Source organism: Mariprofundus micogutta (assembly GCF_001895085.1).
In the GTDB taxonomy this organism is placed as follows: domain Bacteria; phylum Pseudomonadota; class Zetaproteobacteria; order Mariprofundales; family Mariprofundaceae; genus Mariprofundus; species Mariprofundus micogutta.
Map to the genome: position 1 here is coordinate 68,573 of NZ_BDFD01000010.1, position 19,013 is coordinate 87,585.

Annotated in this window: 16 protein-coding genes and 1 pseudogene; 11 read left to right on the forward strand and 6 right to left on the reverse strand. The window is 47.6% G+C overall.

The features are described 5' to 3' along the window. Nucleotides 1-23: 23 nt before the first annotated feature. The gene (locus MMIC_RS06935; RefSeq protein WP_072659736.1) at nucleotides 24-251 is read right to left on the reverse strand and encodes an OadG family protein; all 228 of its coding nucleotides are present in this window, start codon (nucleotides 249-251) and stop codon (nucleotides 24-26) included. A gap of 237 nt (nucleotides 252-488) precedes the next feature. Here MMIC_RS06935 and rraA point away from each other — a divergent pair. The 3 genes and pseudogenes from rraA to MMIC_RS06950 all read left to right on the forward strand — a co-directional run. Beyond that, nucleotides 489-959, forward strand: a pseudogene (rraA, locus tag MMIC_RS06940) (ribonuclease E activity regulator RraA); the annotation flags it as partial. Between the two features lie 141 nt (nucleotides 960-1,100). Further along, a complete protein-coding gene (locus tag MMIC_RS06945) occupies nucleotides 1,101-1,853 on the forward strand; it encodes a hypothetical protein (protein WP_072659737.1) in 753 nt (250 codons plus the stop codon). 126 nt (nucleotides 1,854-1,979) lie between these two features. Then, complete coding sequence (locus MMIC_RS06950; RefSeq protein WP_072659738.1) at nucleotides 1,980-3,689, forward strand: Na/Pi cotransporter family protein; 1,710 nt, start codon at nucleotides 1,980-1,982, stop codon at nucleotides 3,687-3,689. A gap of 23 nt (nucleotides 3,690-3,712) precedes the next feature. On the opposite strand, the gene MMIC_RS06955 is transcribed toward MMIC_RS06950, so the two are convergent. Beyond that, nucleotides 3,713-4,651, reverse strand: a complete 939-nt coding sequence (locus MMIC_RS06955; RefSeq protein WP_072659739.1) for a LysR family transcriptional regulator — start codon at nucleotides 4,649-4,651, stop codon at nucleotides 3,713-3,715. A gap of 169 nt (nucleotides 4,652-4,820) precedes the next feature. Here MMIC_RS06955 and MMIC_RS06960 point away from each other — a divergent pair, with 169 nt between their 5' ends. From MMIC_RS06960 to MMIC_RS06970, 3 genes are all read left to right on the forward strand, one after another. Next, nucleotides 4,821-6,236, forward strand: coding sequence for a ribulose-bisphosphate carboxylase (locus MMIC_RS06960; RefSeq protein ID WP_072659740.1), 1,416 nt, complete (start codon nucleotides 4,821-4,823; stop codon nucleotides 6,234-6,236). 375 nt (nucleotides 6,237-6,611) lie between these two features. After that, on the forward strand, nucleotides 6,612-7,082 hold the full coding sequence (locus MMIC_RS06965; RefSeq protein WP_072659741.1) for a cyclic nucleotide-binding domain-containing protein: 471 nt from the start codon (nucleotides 6,612-6,614) through the stop codon (nucleotides 7,080-7,082). A gap of 189 nt (nucleotides 7,083-7,271) precedes the next feature. Continuing rightward, nucleotides 7,272-7,898 carry a class I SAM-dependent methyltransferase gene (locus tag MMIC_RS06970; RefSeq protein WP_072659742.1) on the forward strand — a complete coding sequence of 209 codons (627 nt, stop codon included), beginning with the start codon at nucleotides 7,272-7,274 and terminating at the stop codon, nucleotides 7,896-7,898. A gap of 104 nt (nucleotides 7,899-8,002) precedes the next feature. On the opposite strand, the gene ppdK is transcribed toward MMIC_RS06970, so the two are convergent. Next, on the reverse strand, nucleotides 8,003-10,765 hold the full coding sequence (ppdK, locus tag MMIC_RS06975) for a pyruvate, phosphate dikinase (RefSeq protein WP_072659743.1): 2,763 nt from the start codon (nucleotides 10,763-10,765) through the stop codon (nucleotides 8,003-8,005). Nucleotides 10,766-11,167: 402 nt separating this feature from the next. Between ppdK and MMIC_RS06980 the strand changes: the two genes are divergently transcribed. The 3 genes from MMIC_RS06980 (at nucleotide 11,168) to MMIC_RS06990 (ending at nucleotide 13,000) form a co-directional block, all read left to right on the forward strand. Continuing rightward, complete coding sequence (locus MMIC_RS06980) at nucleotides 11,168-11,425, forward strand: hypothetical protein (RefSeq protein ID WP_072659744.1); 258 nt, start codon at nucleotides 11,168-11,170, stop codon at nucleotides 11,423-11,425. Nucleotides 11,426-11,531: 106 nt separating this feature from the next. Next, entirely contained in the window at nucleotides 11,532-11,912 is a 381-nt protein-coding gene (locus MMIC_RS06985) for a PilZ domain-containing protein (RefSeq protein ID WP_072659745.1), read from the forward strand. A gap of 5 nt (nucleotides 11,913-11,917) precedes the next feature. After that, nucleotides 11,918-13,000 carry an adenylate/guanylate cyclase domain-containing protein gene (locus tag MMIC_RS06990; RefSeq protein WP_072659746.1) on the forward strand — a complete coding sequence of 361 codons (1,083 nt, stop codon included), beginning with the start codon at nucleotides 11,918-11,920 and terminating at the stop codon, nucleotides 12,998-13,000. Here MMIC_RS06990 and MMIC_RS06995 read toward each other — a convergent pair. The 3 genes from MMIC_RS06995 to MMIC_RS07005 are packed head-to-tail and all read right to left on the reverse strand — an operon-like array spanning nucleotide 12,987 to nucleotide 15,682. Next, on the reverse strand, nucleotides 12,987-13,874 hold the full coding sequence (locus MMIC_RS06995) for a hypothetical protein (RefSeq protein WP_072659747.1): 888 nt from the start codon (nucleotides 13,872-13,874) through the stop codon (nucleotides 12,987-12,989). The two genes, MMIC_RS06990 and MMIC_RS06995, sit on opposite strands and share 14 nt — an antisense overlap. 60 nt (nucleotides 13,875-13,934) lie before the next feature. Then, on the reverse strand, nucleotides 13,935-14,762 hold the full coding sequence (locus MMIC_RS07000; protein ID WP_072659748.1) for a metal ABC transporter permease: 828 nt from the start codon (nucleotides 14,760-14,762) through the stop codon (nucleotides 13,935-13,937). Further along, nucleotides 14,759-15,682, reverse strand: a complete 924-nt coding sequence (locus MMIC_RS07005; RefSeq protein WP_171966473.1) for a metal ABC transporter substrate-binding protein — start codon at nucleotides 15,680-15,682, stop codon at nucleotides 14,759-14,761. The genes MMIC_RS07000 and MMIC_RS07005 overlap by 4 nt, the downstream gene beginning before the upstream one ends. Before the next feature lie 209 nt (nucleotides 15,683-15,891). Here MMIC_RS07005 and MMIC_RS07010 point away from each other — a divergent pair, with 209 nt between their 5' ends. Next, nucleotides 15,892-16,695: a CbbQ/NirQ/NorQ/GpvN family protein gene (locus MMIC_RS07010; RefSeq protein ID WP_072659750.1), complete on the forward strand. Its 804-nt coding sequence runs from the start codon at nucleotides 15,892-15,894 to the stop codon at nucleotides 16,693-16,695. Between the two features lie 38 nt (nucleotides 16,696-16,733). Further along, nucleotides 16,734-18,998, forward strand: coding sequence for a nitric oxide reductase activation protein NorD (locus MMIC_RS07015; protein WP_072659751.1), 2,265 nt, complete (start codon nucleotides 16,734-16,736; stop codon nucleotides 18,996-18,998). Nucleotides 18,999-19,013: the final 15 nt, after the last annotated feature.

Sequence of the window (19,013 nt, forward strand, 5' to 3'; positions counted from 1 at the left end):
CTGATCTGTTTTCAAGTTCAAAGTTATCGGTTGTGTTCCTGGCGGTAGCGTTTGATCGCTTCACTGACGACCAGCAACAGGTCATCATCGTTTGTAGTGCTTGTTCCTGCAGGGGCAGCATGCTTGCCCTCATAACCTTGAATTATACGAGACACCAGTGAAACGACAGCGACCAGTAGTCCCAGAAAGAGGAAAACAAATCCCATTCCTACGCCCATTAATTGCAAGCCTTGTGCTAATAGTTCATTCATTGGTTATCACGGCACTCCGAAATTTCTTTTCTCAAACAGCCATGAATACTATGTGAAAAGAGATCTTCATTCCACTTTGAATATGCTGTTTTGTGCAAGGGAAGGGGTGTGGAAAACAGCTGTGAATGTTCTTATCCTGTTGATTCAATACGTTTTATGGATATCTACCTTTCAAATGGTGAAGTGGTTAGTGTTCAAACCTGAGATTGGAAAATGCTGTTCTGGCGGAGGGGATGGATGTTTAAAACCACAGACTTGTATGATGACTATCTGGAGGCATTGCAGGTTGCAGCGCCTGTTTTTCGTGATTTTGGTGGTCGGCAATCGTTTTCCGGTCAGATTGTTACGCTCAAGGCATTGGAAGATAATACCTTTCTAAAAGCCGCATTTGAGACAGATGGCAGGGGTAAAGTGCTGGTGGTGGATTCAGCAGCTTCTATGCGTTGCGCCATGATGGGTGATGTGATGGCCTCTCTTGGCGCTTCCAATGGTTGGGAAGGTGTGATTATCAATGGCTGTATTCGTGACTCAGCTGATGTGGCCAAGGTGGATCTGGGTGTGAAGGCATTGGCAACAATTCCTCGCAAAACAACAAAGCGCAATCAGGGCGTCATGGATATCCCGCTTCGCTTTGCTGATGTCGTGTTTAATCCGGGTGAATATGTGTATGCTGATGAAGATGGTATCGTGCTTTCAGAGAAACCGGTGGTCAGATCCAAGGATATTCTGAAAAACTGCGTCCTGCACTCTTTCAGTGTACCTATAGCTTTGGTTGAAAAGTCGATTATGAGTAAGAGCCAGTAATGATACGGGCTCGGGTTGGAGTTGATGAAATTTAGAGAATGGATCATGAAGAGAAATCCTATTTTTGGCAGTCACTGGCAGAGAGTAGGCTTGTTAAGGCTCGTGCTTCCAGCCATTGGCATGTATCTGGTTATTCCGGTTTACCTGTTCCTGCATCTCATTTGTATCAAGCTACTGTATAATCTTATGGTTTGCCCGCTGCTTGGAGTAGAGCGGATAAACTTAAGAAACTATATCATCATTGACCGGCATCTGATCCCCGGCATTTCAATGACTGCCAGATTTCACTGTGTTTACTGTGGTTATGCAAATGGCTTATGCGTTGCCATGGGGGTTCTGCTGACCCATGTTTCTACCGAGGCCAGAATTTCAACAACTGGTTTTTCCCGGGGTTTGGTGATGGGCTTGTATCTGTTTACATCATTTCTTTCTGCTTTATGCCAATCAATTGTTATTTTTATGTATAACATCACCATATCTCCACCTTTAGGGCTTCATCGGGTAAGCATGAAAGAAGCGTATGATAAGATGTCAGAAACCGGTTTCGGTGATGAGTTTACAGTTTTTGGCAAGGTGGGGAGCACATTTCTCCGTTATGAACACAGTTGTGCATTATTGCTTGCGAATGCACTGGAGCAGGTTGAGTCACAGTGGTGTCCGATCAAACATCTGGATAAGCGTCCGGAGGTTGTATACCCCGAGCATCATGAGTTTTTTGTTGAAAGATGCGAGTTGTGCGAGTTGAAAAAAATACTTTGCACTGAAGGCAGTGTTTCTCCCCGGAAGCCCCGCTTTTGAAGTTTGAAATTATCCTTATCTAATAGTGATTTAGTGCTTATAAGTTAATGCTACATATTTGGCATAAATCATGCTAAAATTTGGCAGTGATTGTCGTTGTTTCAGGCAGTCTTTCAGAGGTGTATATTGACCTGGCAGATCATTACCGGACTGGCTGGTGGCGTTGGACTGTTCCTGCTCGGCATGGAATTGATGACCGATGGATTAAAATTGTCGGCTGGAAAGTCTCTGCAGCGCATCCTCAGAAGTTCTACCAAAACCCCGATGAGAGGGGTGTTATCCGGTGCGCTTATTACGTCGCTTGTACAATCATCCAGTGCTGTAACGGTTGCCACTATCGGCTTTGTGAATGCCGGACTGTTAAAACTCAAACACGCGATTCGTGTGGCTTATGGTAGTAATCTCGGCACCACCATGACCGGTTGGCTGGTGGCTATCATCGGCTTTCATGTCAATTTGAAAGCCTTTGCGCTACCGGCAATCGGAGTCGGCATGTTGATGACTCTGCTGATTCAGAATGGTCGTTATGCAGCCCTTGGTAAAGTGATCGCTGGTTTCGGCCTGTTTTTCCTCGGTATTGATCTGATGAAATCCGGCTTTGAAGGGCTTGAAGGACTCATCTCTCTCGATGCCATTACTGAGGGTGGACTGTTGAGCCTTATAGTCTTCATTGCTGTTGGTTTTATGATGACACTGATGATGCAATCTTCCAGTGCTGCGATTGCGATAACCCTGACGGCTGCTGCGGGTGGAGTGATTGGTATTGCATCGGCTGCCTGCATGGTGATTGGTGCCAATGTGGGTACTACATCGACCGCTGTGATTGCTGCGATTGGTGCCACGCCCAATGCCCGCAGAATGGCTGCCGGACATGTGATATTCAATGTGATTACCGGCGTGGCTGCATTATTGCTGTTGCCCTTCCTGTTGTATGCGATTGAATGGCTTCAGGTGTCGGCGGGCATGACTGAAGGTCCCGCAACATTTCTGGCTCTGTTTCATACCACATTTAATCTGTTGGGCGTCATTCTGCTATGGCCGTTTACCCACAGGCTGGTGAAATTTCTCAAGCGGCAATTTGTCGCGGCAGAAGAAGATGAGGCGCAGCCAAAATACCTGGATAACACTCTGATTGGCACGCCGCAGCTGGCTCATGAGGCTTTGATTAAAGAGCTGCAGCGTATTCAGGCTATTGCCATTCGTATGGCAGAGGATGCAATCAATACAGAGGCCAGCTTGAGTCCACGTATAAAGCTTGATCTGGAGGTGTTGCATAAACTATCTGATGCAGTGGGAACATTCTGCTCCAAACTCCGGCGAAAGGATCTTCCGGAAGAGATAGCCGAAGCCCTGCCTCTGGCATTGGCATCCATGCGCTATTTTATTGATGTGGCTGAAATGGCTGAGGAGATAGATCGTTTGCAGAGTAAAGAGGTTGTGGGTGTATTTGAGGAGTTGGAAGATGCGCTGGCTGAGATGCGTCGTCAGGCGATCGCTATTCTGGAAGATGTGAAGCAGGTTGGTACTGATAAGGAAGTTATTCAAAGAGAAGCTGCAGCCATAGCCGCGCTCGGTGAAAATTACGAGGCGATTAAAACCCGCTTATTGCGCGCCGGAGCCACCGGAAAGTTAACGGCCAGGCACATGGTTTCTTTGATTGAAGTGATGAAAAATATTGAACGGCAGGTTAATCACTGTGTAAAAGGGCAGTCTACATTGCATCTGTTTGCCCGGCAGGTCTCTCCGGAAGAGGCGTTAGAAGATGATCAGGAAGACGGTTTGGATGAAGCGAATACTACCCTGGAAAGCGGGGGTGAGGAGCAGGAAAAAGGCTGAATATCTAACCTGTTGAATTGCACCTACGGATTATCGCTGTGGTTGTTTTCCAGAGGTACAATGTTAATTAATGCTTCCGCGTGTTCCAATACATAATTTTTAAATGCTTCGGGGATGGCGGCAAAGCGTTTGCCTTTTCGATAAACAATGTGCCACTGGCGCATGATGGGGAAATCTTCGATTTTCAGTACGACAACTCTTTTCAGGGCAAGTTCCATCTCGATGGTATGCAGGGAAACTATGCCCAGTCCTAATTCCGCCATGACGGCCTGCTTGATTGCTTCCGAGCGGTTCATCTCCATGCCGGTTGTCAGTTGAAGGTCATGCATGGCGAAAAAGCGCTCGGCCGCGATACGAGTGCCCGAAGCGCGTTCACGAACAATGAACGGTTCATCTGCCAGGTCTCGTAGTGGAATGACCTTTTTTTGTTTGGCGAGCGGGTGAGAAGGGGCTGCGATAACGACGAGAGGATTATCCATGAATCGAATACCGGCCAGTCTGGGATCTTTGGGTGGTTTGCCCATGATGACCATATCTGTGGTGTTATTATTAAGTGCATCAAGCAGGCCGGTACGATTGGTTACAGCAAGTGTAACCTGCGCTCCGGGATAGTCATGATGAAAGGCTGCAATCAATTGAGGAGCAAAATAGTTGGCTGTTGATGCCATAGTGAGATGGAGTTTACCGCGTTTGAGTCCTTTGAGTTCTTCCAGCATCAGTTCCGCCTCATCCAGTTGCTGGCGAATCATGCGGGCGTAGTGTAATAATTCACTGCCGGCTTCAGTCAGTGATACCTGTTTACCTTCCCTCTCAAACAGGGGCAGATCGATCTGAAGTTCCATCTGTTTAATCTGCATGGAAACTGCCGGTTGGGTCATGAACAGTGCTTTGGCAGCATCGGTGTAACTATTGTGTTCAACGACTGCTTCAAGAATCTTCAGTTGCTTTAAAGTAATATTCATAAAACCAACCTATAAGTAAAATTGATGTTCCATATCATAACCTTTGATTTTACATTATGGAAGCCACTTCTACACTTCCCACCATCGCAAAAGAGGGCTAAACTGCTCTACCGCGAAGGAGGGGGGCGCAAGCTTCCTGCTATAAATTAAATTTGGAGGGTACACTCTAATGGATCAATCGAATCGTTACGCCGATCTAAGTCTTAAAGAAGAAGATCTGATCGCAGGCGGCAAGCATCTGCTTGTAGCCTATAAACTTATTCCAGCTGAAGGCTATGGCTTCCTGGAAGTTGCTGCACACGTAGCAGCTGAATCTTCAACCGGTACTAACGTTGAAGTATCAACTACAGATGATTTTACCCGTGGCGTAGATGCACTTGTATATGAAATCGATGAAACTGCATTTGGTGATCACCCTGTCACTGGCGGCGGTTTGATGAAAATCGCATACCCTGTTGATCTGTTCGATCCGAACCTGATCGATGGTCACTTTAATGTTTCACACATGTGGTCTCTGATTCTGGGTAATAACCAGGGTATGGGTGACCATAATGGTCTGCGTATGCTCGACTTCATGGTTCCTGAAGTCATGATCAAAAACTTCGATGGTCCAAGCACAGGCATTTCTGATATGTGGAAAGTTCTGGGTCGTCCTGAAGTGGATGGTGGTTACATCTCCGGTACTATCATCAAACCTAAACTGGGCCTGCGTCCTGAGCCGTTTGTTAAAGCTTGTTACCAGTTCTGGCTTGGTGGCGACTTCATCAAGAATGATGAGCCTCAGGCTAACCAGCCGTTCTGCCCGATGGAAACAGTTATTCCTATGGTTGCTGAGACCATGGATCGTGTGCAGCAGGAAACTGGCGAAGCCAAGATTTTCTCTGCTAACGCAACTGCTGATTTCCATGGTGAGTGCATCAAGCGTGGTGAGTTCATTCTTGAGTCATTCGCCAAGTACGGTAACGAAAAACATGTTGCTTTCCTGATCGATGGTTTTGTAACCGGTCCTGCAGGTGTAACTACTGCACGTCGTGCATTCCCTGACACATTCCTGCACTTCCACCGTGCCGGTCATGGTGCTGTAACTTCTTACAAATCACCAATGGGCATGGATCCACTCTGCTACATGAAGATTTCTCGTCTCTCCGGCGCTTCCGGTATCCACACTGGTACCATGGGCTACGGTAAGATGGAAGGTCACGGTAATGAAACTGTACTGGCATACATGCTTGAGCGTGATGAGTGCATGGGTCACTACTTCAACCAGAAATGGTATGGCATGAAGCCTACTGCTCCAATCATCTCCGGTGGTATGAACGCACTGCGTCTGCCAGGTTTCTTCGAAAACCTTGGCCATGGCAACGTGATTAACACTTGTGGTGGTGGTTCATTCGGTCACATCGACAGCCCTGCTGCTGGCGCCAAGTCTCTTAGCCAGGCATACGAGTGCTGGACTTCTGGTACTGATCCAATCGAATACGCCAAGACTCATAACGAGTTTGCACGTGCATTCGATTCATTCCCGGGCGATGCCGACAAGATCTACGGCGACGACTGGCGTGAGAAAATCGGCGCTCATAAATAAGCTCCGACTTCATAGTCGAAAAATGAGAGGCCTCCGCGAAAGCGGGGGCCTTTTTTTGCTTTATTGTGTCGTCCTGAAACAGGTTGACGTTTTTTAGGACGAGATATATCCGATAGTATCTTGGATGTAGAACTCAAGTTGCTTTGGTTCGTTTCTTTTCTGGAAAAGTTGGAACAAATACCCCAGCCATAATAGTAAGACCGGAAACGCATTTAGTTCTTATTTACAAAGACTGTTTACCGCACTTCCGCGATGAACCTTTTTTATGAGTGTCTTGTTGCACTGGAATTTGAGCAGTAGTTGTTTCAGAATGAATCGACTGAAACAGGAGGCCTTGTATGGCAGTTCGTTCGATATTCAGGATGATGCGCTAATATGACCGGGTTAGAAGCGATTGATGACAAAATTGCCATGATGCAGTCGATGCCGGTTTTCGGCGGTGTATCGGGAGAAGCGCTGAAGTTTTTGTTGTCCTTGTCAGAGCGGCGCAATTTCAATCGATGGGATTACATCTTTCATGAGGGTGATACTGCTGCCTCCATGTTTGTGATTCAGTCAGGAGAGGTTGCAGTTCTCAAATTGCGTGAAGAGCATGAACTGCTTCTCAAAGAACTGCAGCAGGGCGACTGTTTCGGTGAGATGGCTCTGCTCGACTTGTATTCACGCAGTTGTTCAGTACAGGCGTTGAATGATGTTGAAGTCATCGAAATCAGTCAGAGCGCGGTCTTTAAGCTGCACGAGCACAATCTTGAACAGTTCACCATTATCCAGATGAATATCGGCCGCGAGATCAGTCGGCGTTTACGCCTGACCGGCGATCAATTGTTTCTTGCCACGCAGGCTTAGGAACATTTGATTGTCTGTTGTCGTGAGTTTTTTGAGTTCTCGTTGATATTCTCTTGAAATATGTCTTCGGCGTATTTGCTTCGTGAGAAAGGGACCTCCGGGAAAGCGGCAGGGCTTGCTGAGAATGAATTCATCCGGCTAGTATGTTAAATAACTATATGGTTTTTTATACGGCAAGGCAGGTGGTGATTGGATCAGTCAGTTAAGTTTTGGGACAAGATAGCGGAGAAGTATTCGAAGCAGCCAGTTGCCGATGAAGTTTCGTATCAGAAGAAGCTGAAAGTTACGCAAGCTTACTTCAAGTCGGATATGCAAGTACTGGAACTGGGTTGCGGAACAGGCTCGACAGCTATTGTTCATGCGCCGTTTGTGGAGCATATCCGGGCTGTTGATGTTTCACCGAACATGATTGAAATTGCCAAGCGTAAAGCTGAGGCAAAACAGATCGCTAATATCACATTTGAAGTGTCGGCTGTGGAAAGTCTGAACGTTGTAGATGAAAGTATGGATGTGGTGATGGCACATAGCCTGTTGCACCTGCTGGAAGGTAAGGAAGCAGTTATTGCCAGAATATTCGAGATGCTCAAACCGGGCGGCCTGTTTGTCAGCAGTACGATGTGCATGAACGATGCGATGTGGTTTCTGAAACCGGTGATTCCGATGATGCGTCTGTTCGGGAAGGCGCCGGAAGTGGTGAGGTTCTTTTCCGCCAAACAGCTATTAAAGAGCGTCACCGATGCCGGATTCGAGATCAACTACAAGTGGCATCCCGGCAAAACAAAGGCTGTATTTATCGTTGCAAAGAAACCTGACTAGATATCAGTTTGTGGCTGAAGTAACCGGTAGAGGCAGCCAGTTCAAGCATAGGATGGCAGTGTCAGGCAGAAAAAAGGGCGACCATATTGGCCGCCCTCTGTATTTTAAGCAGTTTCCTGTAGTGCTGCCTGCGCAGCTGCAAGACGTGCAATTGGCACGCGTGGACCTGAGCAGGAGACATAGGTCAGACCAATGCTGTGGCAGAAGCCGATGGAGGCTGGATGGCCTCCATGTTCACCACAGATACCGATCTTCATGCCGGGTTTAACACCGCGTCCCCAATTCACAGCCAATTCCATAATCTTGCCGACACCGTTGGCATCAAGCACTTCAAACGGATTGTCCTGAAGAATGCCGGCCTCGTTATACATAGGCAGGAATTTGTTTTCAGCATCCTCACGCGAGAACGAGAAGGTTGCCTGAGTCAGGTCGTTGGTGCCGAAGCTGAAGAATTCGGCTTCTTCTGCCAACTGCTCTGCCCGCATGCAGGCACGTACTACTTCCATCATGGAACCGAATTTGAAGACAGGTGCAATACCCTGCTCCTCTTCAACCGCCAGTCTGATGTTTTCAACATGCACCTTGATGTTTCTCAATTCTTCGGAAGTACAGACCTGCGGAATCATAATTTCAGGATGTACTTCGATACCCGCTTTTTGACATTCGCAGGCTGCCTCAAGCACTGCGCGAATCTGCATGGCGTAGATTTCAGGGAAAGTGATTCCCAGGCGTACGCCGCGATGCCCAAGCATCGGGTTGACTTCGAACAGGGCACGAACTTTCTTGAGGATAGCTTCCTTCTTCTCGATCGCTTCATCAACCAGAGACGAATCTGCCAGTTGCTGAATTGAGGTCATCGTACCATTCTGGCCTGAAAGCAGACTTAGTGTTGCAGTAAGTACTTCAGAGCCACGCATGGTGTCTTTCAGGTGTTTCAGCTGAACCAGATCATCAATCAACTGATTTTCTGATGGCAGGAACTCATGAATAGGTGGATCAAGCAGACGTACTGTCACTGGTCTTGGAGACATGGTTGAGAACAGTTCGATGAAATCCTGACGTTGAATGGGTAGCAGTTTATCGAGTGCGTCCTGACGTTGCTCAAGCGTGTCGGAGACAATCATTTCAAGCACGATAGGCAGACGGTCGGCTGCATTGAACATACGCTCTGTGCGGCATAGTCCGATACCCATGGCACCGTATTTCAGAGCGCGTTCCGCATCTTCGGGAATATCGGCGTTGGCCATGACCTTCAGCTGTGCGCGTTCATCAGCCCACGATAACAGTGTTTTCAGCTCATCGGAGAATTCAGCCTCAACTGTTGCAACTGCGCCCAGATAGACATTGCCTGAGGTGCCATCAAGGGTGATGATATCACCCTCTTTAATAACAACTTCGCCGATATGAGCACGGCGGGCCATAACATCGACTTCAATGCCATCGGCTCCGGCTACACAGGGTTTCCCCATGCCGCGTGCTACAACTGCTGCATGACTGGTTTTGCCGCCACGTGAAGTGAGAATAGCTTCTGAGACAAAGAAGCCATGGATATCTTCAGGTTTTGTCTCTTCACGCAACAGGATCAAAGGTTTATCGCTGGTTTTTTTCAGTGCCACAGCACGGTCTGCATCAAAAACAACATGGCCACATGCAGCACCGGGGCTGGCAGGCAGGCCGGTTGCCAGAGCTGAGACATTGGCGTTTGGATCCAGGCGAGGGAAGAGCATCTGTTCCAGTGATTCGGGAGCAATACGCATTAGTGCCTGATCTTTAGTAATCAGTCCTTCTTCAACCAGTTCAACCGAAGTGCGAACCATGGCTTGCGTATTCATCTTGCCGTTACGGGTCTGCAGGCAATACAGGATACCTTTCTCAATAGTGAACTCGAAATCCTGAATCTCGGAGTAGTGGTTTTCCAGTTTACTGCGCAGCTCTTCTAACTGACGGTAGAGATCAGGCATCTCATCAGCCATCTGGGCAATCGGTTTAGGCGTACGAATACCTGCAACCACGTCTTCACCCTGTGCATTAACCAGATACTCACCGTAAAAAACATTTTCGCCGGTGCCCGGATTACGGGTAAAGGCTACGCCGGTTGCACAGTCATCACCGCGGTTGCCGAAGACCATGGTGCAGATGTTTACTGCAGTACCATTGGCTTGATCCGGTGTGATGTTGAATTCGCGCCGGTAATCAACTGCACGTTTGCCCGACCAGGAACCGAGAACGGCTTTGATTGCCAGATCCAGCTGTTCATAAGGATCTTCCGGGAAAGCACGTCCAGTCTGGGCATGCACAACTTCCAGAAACAGGGTTGCAATCTCTTTTAGATTATCAGTGGATAGGCCTACATCTTCTTTAACGCCTTCACGTTTTTTGATGGCTTCAAATGGTTCATCAAAGTACTCATCATCAATACCGAGAGCAACTTTCCCGAACAGCTGAATAAAACGACGGTAGGCATCATAGGCAAAGCGTTCATCACCAGTCTGTTCGATTTCGCCCTGCAATGTATCGCTGTTCATGCCGAGATTGAGAATGGTATCCATCATGCCCGGCATCGACATGGCTGAACCTGATCGTACCGATACCAGCAGTGGATTATGCGCATCTCCGAATCCCTTGCCTGTCAGCTTTTCAAGCGCGATCATCTGCTCTCTCACTTCCTGCATCAGACCATCCGGATAGGTGTTGTCATTCTCCAGATAGCTAAGGCATGCTTCAGTGGTAATTGTGTAGCCTGGAGGGACATTCAGGCCGATCTGCGTCATCTCACACAGGTTCGCACCTTTGCCTCCTAGAAGCTGTCTTGCTTTGCCATCTCCCTCTGTAAAAGAGTAGACGTATTTTTTTTGCTCATTTGTCATGATTTACTTTCCCTGGGGTCCAGTTAAACACACGCAGTGCTCCTGGTTTTTATGTGTACCGGGCAAGTCAGAATTGGCTTACGCTGAACACGAGTATCATACGCCTGTATACCTTTTCTGAAAAGGGATTAATTGAACCTCAGGTGTATCTGTTTGAAGCCATAGAATTACTCTTAATCACCCGGGTTCTGTATCAGAACGCAATCGCTGTCTATGGCCTCATGTTTGCGACATATCGGTGACCATTAATAAATGTCACACATGGAGGATGGCGATAATAACTTATTGAAAACAGGTGGTTATATTGGTTTGTTAATGCTTTGTTTATACTGGCCATATATTCGGACCGGAAATGTTTGCCGTTTCTGAAGGGCATATATTGCCCCTGCATGAGGTGCTTTCATGAAGCTCACACTCGCTCTCGGCCTTCAGTATGATAATAGTCAGCCAGAGCCTAAACCTCCCATATCCATGCCGCCGGGAAACAGCATCATTTCAGCCCCCGCGCTTGAGCCGGTTATTGATGTCACCCCGGAGACGAATAGTGCTTCGCTGGATGAATTCAGCAGCCATCACGGTGTGTTCTTTTTAACTTATAATATGCAGGGCTTCCCTGATCCGCTTATGAATGACGCAGTTAAAATTGATCTGTTTGCCTGACGGGAAAGTAGCAATGCAAGTTGGCACGTATCGTGCGTCTCAATAATGATAAGTGAACAGAGGTGTTCAATCTGTCTCATAATAGATCACGCATGAGGTAAGGGTTATGTCTGAAAAGTATCATGAGGATCAAAGAGCATTTGAACGCCATCCCATTGATTTTGCTGTAGATGTGAACGCAGGGGGCGATCAGGCAGAGGAGTTTTGCGATAAAACCCTGTTAAAAAATATCTCCGGAGGTGGGGTATGTTTCTGTACGCAGCAGCCGGAACTATATTGTGCAGGTCAGCATATAGCATTAAAAGTGCATCTGCCGGGAACCGATGAGCTTGAACCGTCAATGGAGTGCCAGGCCAGAGTGGTATGGATTCATCATACTGACAGCCTTGATGACGAAGCTTGTAAGCATGCTCTGATAGGTGTTTGCCTGGACGGTTTCATGTCATTTGAAAGTCATCATTTTCAAGATCGCGGAAATTCGGCATAACACAGATGAAAAAGCCCGTTCGATTTGTCTACGTTGAGCAAGCCAGCTACAGCCTGATCGGTTTTATTCCATATCTTCTGGCATATTGCCTGGTGCTGTATCTTGAAATTGAAGTCACCACAACTGTATTGTTGGTGGCTCTTGCTGCTCTGGTCGCACAGTTGACCGGGTATATGTGTATACGAAAATTCGGCAAACAGTTGAAGTCAGTTCGGGATAAAACAGCTCTGGTTGTCATGGCTGATCACAAGCATTCGATCGAAGTGGATGAAAATACGCCGGATGAGCTGGCTGGGATTGTCCATCATTTCAATACCATGATGGCGGAATCAGAACGTTCTGCAAAAAACTTTCAGGAAATGACTACCAAAATGATGTTATATGCCAGAGATATTGAGCATTATCAGCAGCGTTTAAGGGAGGAGGGAGAGCAGCGTCATCGACTGAGTCGCTATATTGACCATAATCTGGCCGACAAAATCATGAATAACAAAGAGGATACACCACTGCAAAACAGCAGACAGGAAGCAACCATTCTGTTTGCAGATATCCGTTCATTTACATCTATTTCCGAGCATATGAAGCCTGAGGAGGTGATTGGTATGCTCAATAGCTATTTTGATGCCATGGTGAAAATTATTTTTCAGCATAATGGCGTGCTGGATAAATTTGTCGGTGATGAGTTGATGGCCATATTCGGACTGCTGGGTAAACCGGAAGAGGGGCCATCCAATGCATTGCATGCGGCGATAGATATGCAGGCCCGCTGCAGAAGTCTGATGTCTGAATTCAGCTTAAAGGGTTACCCGGTATTTGAAGTCGGTATTGGTGTGAATACCGGCGATGTTGTGGTGGGCAATGTTGGTTCCCGCAACAGGATGGATTACACGGTGATTGGCGATACAGTAAATGTGGCAGCACGCCTTGAACAGATGGCGGAAGGTCAAAGCATTATCGTGGGTGAACAGACCTATAATTATTGTCAGAGCCACATTCGTATGCAGCCCAAGGGTGAGATCAAGGTGAAGAACAGGAGCGCAGCAGTTAAATGTTTTCAGGTATCAAAGCGTGCGCTTATCGAGCAGTAAAAATTGAAACTGAGCGAATGCCATATTCGCCGCCCCGATTGGTCATGACAAAACCACTGAATCGATCACGGTAACTTCTGTCGCGCACCTGCATCACCACTTTGTTGTCCACTAAAACTGTCATGAAACCATCAGCAGTACGTTGCCATCCAATGTGATGGGAGTTGCCATCTTCGAGCAGTTGACCCTGCTCAAATTGATCAACTACGGAAGTCATACCGCGTCGATAAGCCAGTAGTTTTAATGAGGGACGGCTTCCGGACTGATAGACCAGACGATAGCCTGACTCCATGTTTTTTCCCTGATAGGGGCCCCATTCATAACTACCGCTACGATCCCGGCCAAGCACACTGAGTTCAATGGCAATGGCAAAGGCGTTATCGATGCTGGCAGCTGTGGAAATGTCTGCCCGGCTGGCTGTTTGTGGTCTGCGTGTCTGCTGCCGGGTTTGAGGTCGGGTGTTTTGGTTTTGCATGACGCCATCAAGCAGTATGCCAAGCAAGACTTCTTCAGTGCGTTGAGGCTTCCCAGTTTGCTGCTGTTGCTGAGGAGTATGAGTGAGCTGGCTGCGCAACCCAATGCTGCGAGTGACCCAGAAATCCTGTGAGTTGCTGTGCCATGCAGGGTTGCGTTGTAGTTCGCCATCGCTGAAATCATCAAACAGGATGCGTTTTCTCCATGGTCGATCATAGCGCGCAGTTAAATCACGTAACTGGTCAATGAGACGGTAATTAGCTGAGCGATCACGTTCTGCCTGATCAGTAAGTTGTTTAAGATCATCGATGAGTTGCTGAATTTTCTGATCAGCTGGCTGGGCAAAAGCTTGCCCTTGTACGCAACAGGCAAGTAGTACGAAAATGCAGATTGCTCTCATATTGCGACTCCTGTAAAAGATATGGATCATCATAGCAGCAGGTTGGATGCACTGCTCTTCTTATGTTTTGCTGCTGGCAGTGTCCGATTCCGAATTACTCTCATCATCATCTTCTTCCGCCGTATCGGTTTCATCATCGGCGGTAACCGGTTCATTATTTCCCCTGTCGGTAAAGTGAATAATGGTACCGGTAATTACTGCAATGGTTGCCAGAGTCAGGACGACCGTAGCTGAAGGAGGAAGATCGAGGAAGTCTGCAATAAATGTGCCTGCTGTACTGGCAATGACGGCCAATGTCAGTGCCTGCCAGGCCGGGCCATTATGCCCACGTCGCCAGACTGAAAGGGCAGGCATGACCAGATAAGCGAATACCAGCAGTACACCGATAGCATAAATTGCCGGTACAATAATCAGACTCAAACCGGCATAGAAACGCATACGGCCGGCAAAGCTGTTGGCATGTTCCGGCAGGGCCAGAAGCAGTCCCATGCCTGCAAAGATGGCCAGCTCTATGATGCCGTCCCAGCCAATTCCCAGCACACTGCCGAATAGCAAACCCATCAATTGTCCTTCGCCGTATGGTAATAGTGATAACAGGACCATGCCCACCGAAGCAGCAAAAGCGTATACACCACCCATGACGGCTTCTTTCGGCAGCGGTGTCTCCTCATCCATCAGAGCCATGATGATGACGGCAATGGCTGTGGTTGCTGCGGCTGCATATACACCCGGAATTTCCAGTGCCATGCCAAGTGCATAACCGGTTGCTGCAACCTGTGCGAGCGCCAGATCCACGAACACGATACGACGTTCAAGTACGCGTTGTCCGAGAACCGGCAGACAGACTGCAATGACCAGTGTGGCGATTAATACAGTTAACAGAATCATTGGCTCCACCTCGCTATGCGCTCAACCATTTTATCAAACATGCCGACATAACCCTGTGTGCCAATGCCCTCTACGGCATCAGGTAAAACCATCATTTTAATGCCGGCTTCGTCAGCAAGACGTTTGGCTATGGCTCTGTTATTATATGGTTCCACCCAGATCAGTTTTACATTTCGCTCTTTAATCACTGTCAGCAGGCTTTCCATGTATCGTGTGGACGGTTCAATACCGGATCTGGGTTCGATAAAACCAGCCAATTCAATTTGCATCGAGTCCATGAAATAGACATAGGTATTGTGATAGGTGATGACTGCACCGGTATGAATTTTCATATAATCACGCCAGCGTGGCAGTGCTTCATTGATGGCCTGTTCGAATTCCCTGAACCTTAGTTTGTAGCGCTGTGCATTGACGGTATCAACTTCACTTAATCTTACACTTAGTGTTTTGGCAACTTTGATACCCATTTCAGGATCAAGCCACCAATGCGGATTTTTATCCGGAGACCATTGACTCATCTGATGGGAACTCATGCCAAGGGGTACACCGATCGCCTCTATAGCATCACCACCGCTAAGGTAGCCATCGCTGCCCGGCAGAATCTTTTGATTACCGGATAGTTTGATCAGTGAGGGGAGCCATGAAGATTCAAGGCCAAATCCTGCTGCAAAGATAAGATCGGCATTGATCAGCATGCGGGCATGACCCGGACGAGGGGAGAATACATTGGGATCGTGTCCGATACTGGTGATGATTTTAACATCAATATCAACGCCACCGATAGCCTGAGCGATTTGACCGAGAGCCGGAACAGTAGCTACAACGACGGGTCTGGCGATGGCATGCGACGCAAAAAACAGGGATAACACGAGCAATAATGCTGCTGCATATAGAGACGATGTTCTTCTTATTATCTTCATCACTCGAGGCATAATTTCTCGTTTTGACTTATATTATTATCCGATCCTTTAATACGACAGGCCTGCTATGGATTGTCTAATGTTAGCAGGTTTAGTGCCAAAGCTGTTGGGGTGAGATAATTTTTATTTATGCAGACTATAATTTTTATAAGTTAGTTATTTTACAAACATTGGTTACAATATCCCCAAGATTTTGCGCGGGGGCAGTTATGACCGATAAAGAACAATACAAAATTCATGAAAAGCCATTTTATCAAGCTCAGGAAGATGAAGTTGAGCTTTATGAAGCAGCTTATGCAGCACGCCTGCCAGTGATGGTGAAAGGTCCTACAGGCTGCGGTAAGTCACGTTTTGTTGAACATATGGCCTGGAAACTTGATAAGCCACTGATTACGGTGGCCTGTAATGAGGATATGACTGCATCCGATCTGGTTGGTCGTTATCTGCTGGATGCCAATGGCACCCGCTGGCTGGATGGTCCATTAACGACAGCAGCCCGTATCGGCGCAATCTGTTATCTTGATGAGGTAGTGGAAGCGCGTCAGGACACCACAGTTGTGATCCATCCGTTGACAGACCACCGTCGTACGCTGCCGTTGGATAAAAAGGGTGAATTGATTGAAGCGCATCCCGATTTTCAGCTGGTGATCTCCTATAACCCCGGCTACCAGAGCCTGATGAAGGATTTGAAACAGTCGACTAAACAGCGCTTTTGTGGTTTTGAATTTGATTATCCGTCTGCTGAAGTTGAGACTTCTATTGTTGCTAAAGAGACAGGTATTGATACTGATCTGGCTGCCAAGCTGGTAGCTATTGGCGGCACTGCGCGTAACCTGAAAGGTCATGGCCTGGATGAAGGTATTTCAACACGCTTGCTGACTTATGCAGCGGCCCTGATTAAGGGTGGTATTAATGAAAAAGCGGCTTGCCGTATGGCACTTGTTCGCCCGATCACTGATGACGCGGATATCCGGGATACGCTGGATCACGCTATTGATGCGACCTTCGGGTAAAACAGATTACAACGTGGCTAGAGGTCTAGTGATCAAAGATGCCTGAACTATCCAGAAGTATAGAAGTTGAAATGTATTGGCAGAGGCTGGGTTGCAACTTCGCCCAGGCTAATCGTGTGTTCGATGATTGCATGAAAGAGGCCAAGGTGTTGCTCTCCACTGAGGGGCTTAACTCATATATCGAGAATGCCCGCTTTCTGGGTAAAATGGGGCGTGGTCCTGAACCACTGCTGGTCTATCTGGAAGAGGCTCCGCTTGTTGCCAAAGAGGTGGGTGAAGAAGCTCTCGAAGATTTGCGCGAATTCGCTCATTATCTCTCTACGCACACGAATTTTAAAGCCATGGTTCCGTTCCTGCAGACAAGTGGAGCAGTAGCCAGACGTTTGCACAGCTACGACCTGTTTAATCAGTATATTGAAATCATACGTGACATGATGGATCGAACATCTGTTTCAGTGCATGGTCACCACACGACTTTCCCCAGCCCGGGCCTGGTTGATCTTATGAAGCAGGCACCGCGCCTGTTGATTGAGCTTTCCCTCGAAGGTTTCAAAAACTGGGTTGATTACGGCATAAACTATTATAGTAGCCATCCCGGTCGCCAGGTTGACTACTTCAGCTTTCAGTCAGCGGATGCCCATGCAGTGATGCAACGGGAACGCCATGGCACGCTGCTTGTCGATCATGAGCGCAAACTGGATCAATATATGCGTGGTCTGTGGAATGATCATGATTATCTTGTGCCGTATTCACTGGCATTTGATGAACTGCGCAAACCAATGCCATATTTTGATGCTTTAGGTATCCGTATTCCTGATGTTTATGATGATGATCGCGGCATATCCGGCATCAACCGTTATCGTGCAGCACTGGCCCATATGGCAGCTCACCGTCGCTGGAGTCAGCCGATGGTTGTGGATAACTGGAGTCCGTTCCAGCGGCTAGCTGTTGAAACATTTGAAGATTCGCGAGTTGAATATCTGGCTATGCAACGTTTTCCCGGTTTGAGGAAGATCTTTCTGGCTCTGCATCCGATCCCGGATGAGAAGGCCTTGCAGCTGGAGAATACTTCGTTGATTAATTTGCGTCTGGCGATGGTTTCAAGAGCGATTCTTGATCCAGATTACCAGTATGAGAACGAAGATGTGCGTGAGTTTGTCGGTCGATTCTTTGACGAGATGGAGAAGGATAGCTCGAAAAGTGAAAATGTAGCTATGATCGCGCTCTCATTTATCGGCCGCACCCGCAAACAGTCTGATGCTCTGCCGAACACCTATTTTGAAAATACAGAGGTGGATTATCGTGATGATAACCGTCACCTGTGGATTTATATCGAGCAGGGTGATGATGAAGAGACCACCTTTGAACATCTCGACCAGAGACAGCAGGACGAAGAAGAGTTGAAAGGTCTGCCACCTCGTCATTACCACGAGTGGGATTACAACTCAGCCCATTATCGTCCGGACTGGGTGAGCGTCTATGAATCATTACATCCTCGCGGCAATGCATCGAAAATTGATCAGTTGCTTGAAAAGCATGGTGCATTGGCCAAACGTTTAAAAGCCATGCTCGATATGCTCAAACCTCAGGATAAAGTGCGTATTCGCTATCAGGAAGAGGGCTCTGAGCTGGATCTGGATGTAGCTATTCGTTCCTTGATCGATTTCAAGGGTGGTTCTGCACCCGATACGCGAATCAATATGAGTCACAAAACCGATGGCCGTGATGTGGCCGTGATGTTGCTTCTCGATTTGTCCCAATCTACAAACGAGAAGGCAGAAGGCAGCAATCAGACGATTTTGCAGCTTTCTCAGGAGGCGGTTTCTCTGCTGGCCTGGGCTGTTGATCAGGTGGGTGATAAATTTGCCATAGCAGGCTTCCACTCCAATACCCGTCACGATGTACGATATTACCATGTGAAAGGTTATAATGAGCCCTGGGATGCTGAAGTGAAGTCACGGCTGGCCGCAATGGAAGCCGGTTTCTCCACCCGAATGGGTGGAGCGATGCGACACGCAGGTCACTATCTGAAGAATCAGGCATCCGATAAAAAGCTGATGCTGATTCTCACCGATGGTGAACCGGCTGATGTTGATGTTGATGATGATCAGCTGCTGATTCAAGATGCACAGAAAGCAGTGAAAGAGCTGGATAGCGATGGCATCTACAGCTATTGCATCAATCTTGATCCCAAAGCGGATGAGTATGTGGCGGATATTTTCGGTAAGCAGTACACGATTATTGACCACGTGGATCGTCTGCCGGAAAAATTACCGGAACTGTTTATCTCACTGACCAAGTAGGATAAATCAAACGGC

What these genes read in the sequence shown, in the direction of transcription:
- MMIC_RS06935 (WP_072659736.1), bottom strand. Translation starts at nt 251, where the DNA reads ATGAATGAACTATTAGCACAAGGCTTGCAATTAATGGGCGTAGGAATG.
- MMIC_RS06945 (WP_072659737.1), top strand. Translation starts at nt 1,101, where the DNA reads ATGAAGAGAAATCCTATTTTTGGCAGTCACTGGCAGAGAGTAGGCTTG.
- MMIC_RS06955 (WP_072659739.1), bottom strand. Translation starts at nt 4,651, where the DNA reads ATGAATATTACTTTAAAGCAACTGAAGATTCTTGAAGCAGTCGTTGAA.
- MMIC_RS06960 (WP_072659740.1), top strand. Translation starts at nt 4,821, where the DNA reads ATGGATCAATCGAATCGTTACGCCGATCTAAGTCTTAAAGAAGAAGAT.
- MMIC_RS06965 (WP_072659741.1), top strand. Translation starts at nt 6,612, where the DNA reads ATGACCGGGTTAGAAGCGATTGATGACAAAATTGCCATGATGCAGTCG.
- ppdK (WP_072659743.1), bottom strand. Translation starts at nt 10,765, where the DNA reads ATGACAAATGAGCAAAAAAAATACGTCTACTCTTTTACAGAGGGAGAT.
- MMIC_RS06980 (WP_072659744.1), top strand. Translation starts at nt 11,168, where the DNA reads ATGAAGCTCACACTCGCTCTCGGCCTTCAGTATGATAATAGTCAGCCA.
- MMIC_RS06985 (WP_072659745.1), top strand. Translation starts at nt 11,532, where the DNA reads ATGTCTGAAAAGTATCATGAGGATCAAAGAGCATTTGAACGCCATCCC.
- MMIC_RS06990 (WP_072659746.1), top strand. Translation starts at nt 11,918, where the DNA reads ATGAAAAAGCCCGTTCGATTTGTCTACGTTGAGCAAGCCAGCTACAGC.
- MMIC_RS06995 (WP_072659747.1), bottom strand. Translation starts at nt 13,874, where the DNA reads ATGAGAGCAATCTGCATTTTCGTACTACTTGCCTGTTGCGTACAAGGG.
- MMIC_RS07000 (WP_072659748.1), bottom strand. Translation starts at nt 14,762, where the DNA reads ATGATTCTGTTAACTGTATTAATCGCCACACTGGTCATTGCAGTCTGT.
- MMIC_RS07005 (WP_171966473.1), bottom strand. Translation starts at nt 15,682, where the DNA reads ATGAAGATAATAAGAAGAACATCGTCTCTATATGCAGCAGCATTATTG.
- MMIC_RS07010 (WP_072659750.1), top strand. Translation starts at nt 15,892, where the DNA reads ATGACCGATAAAGAACAATACAAAATTCATGAAAAGCCATTTTATCAA.
- MMIC_RS07015 (WP_072659751.1), top strand. Translation starts at nt 16,734, where the DNA reads ATGCCTGAACTATCCAGAAGTATAGAAGTTGAAATGTATTGGCAGAGG.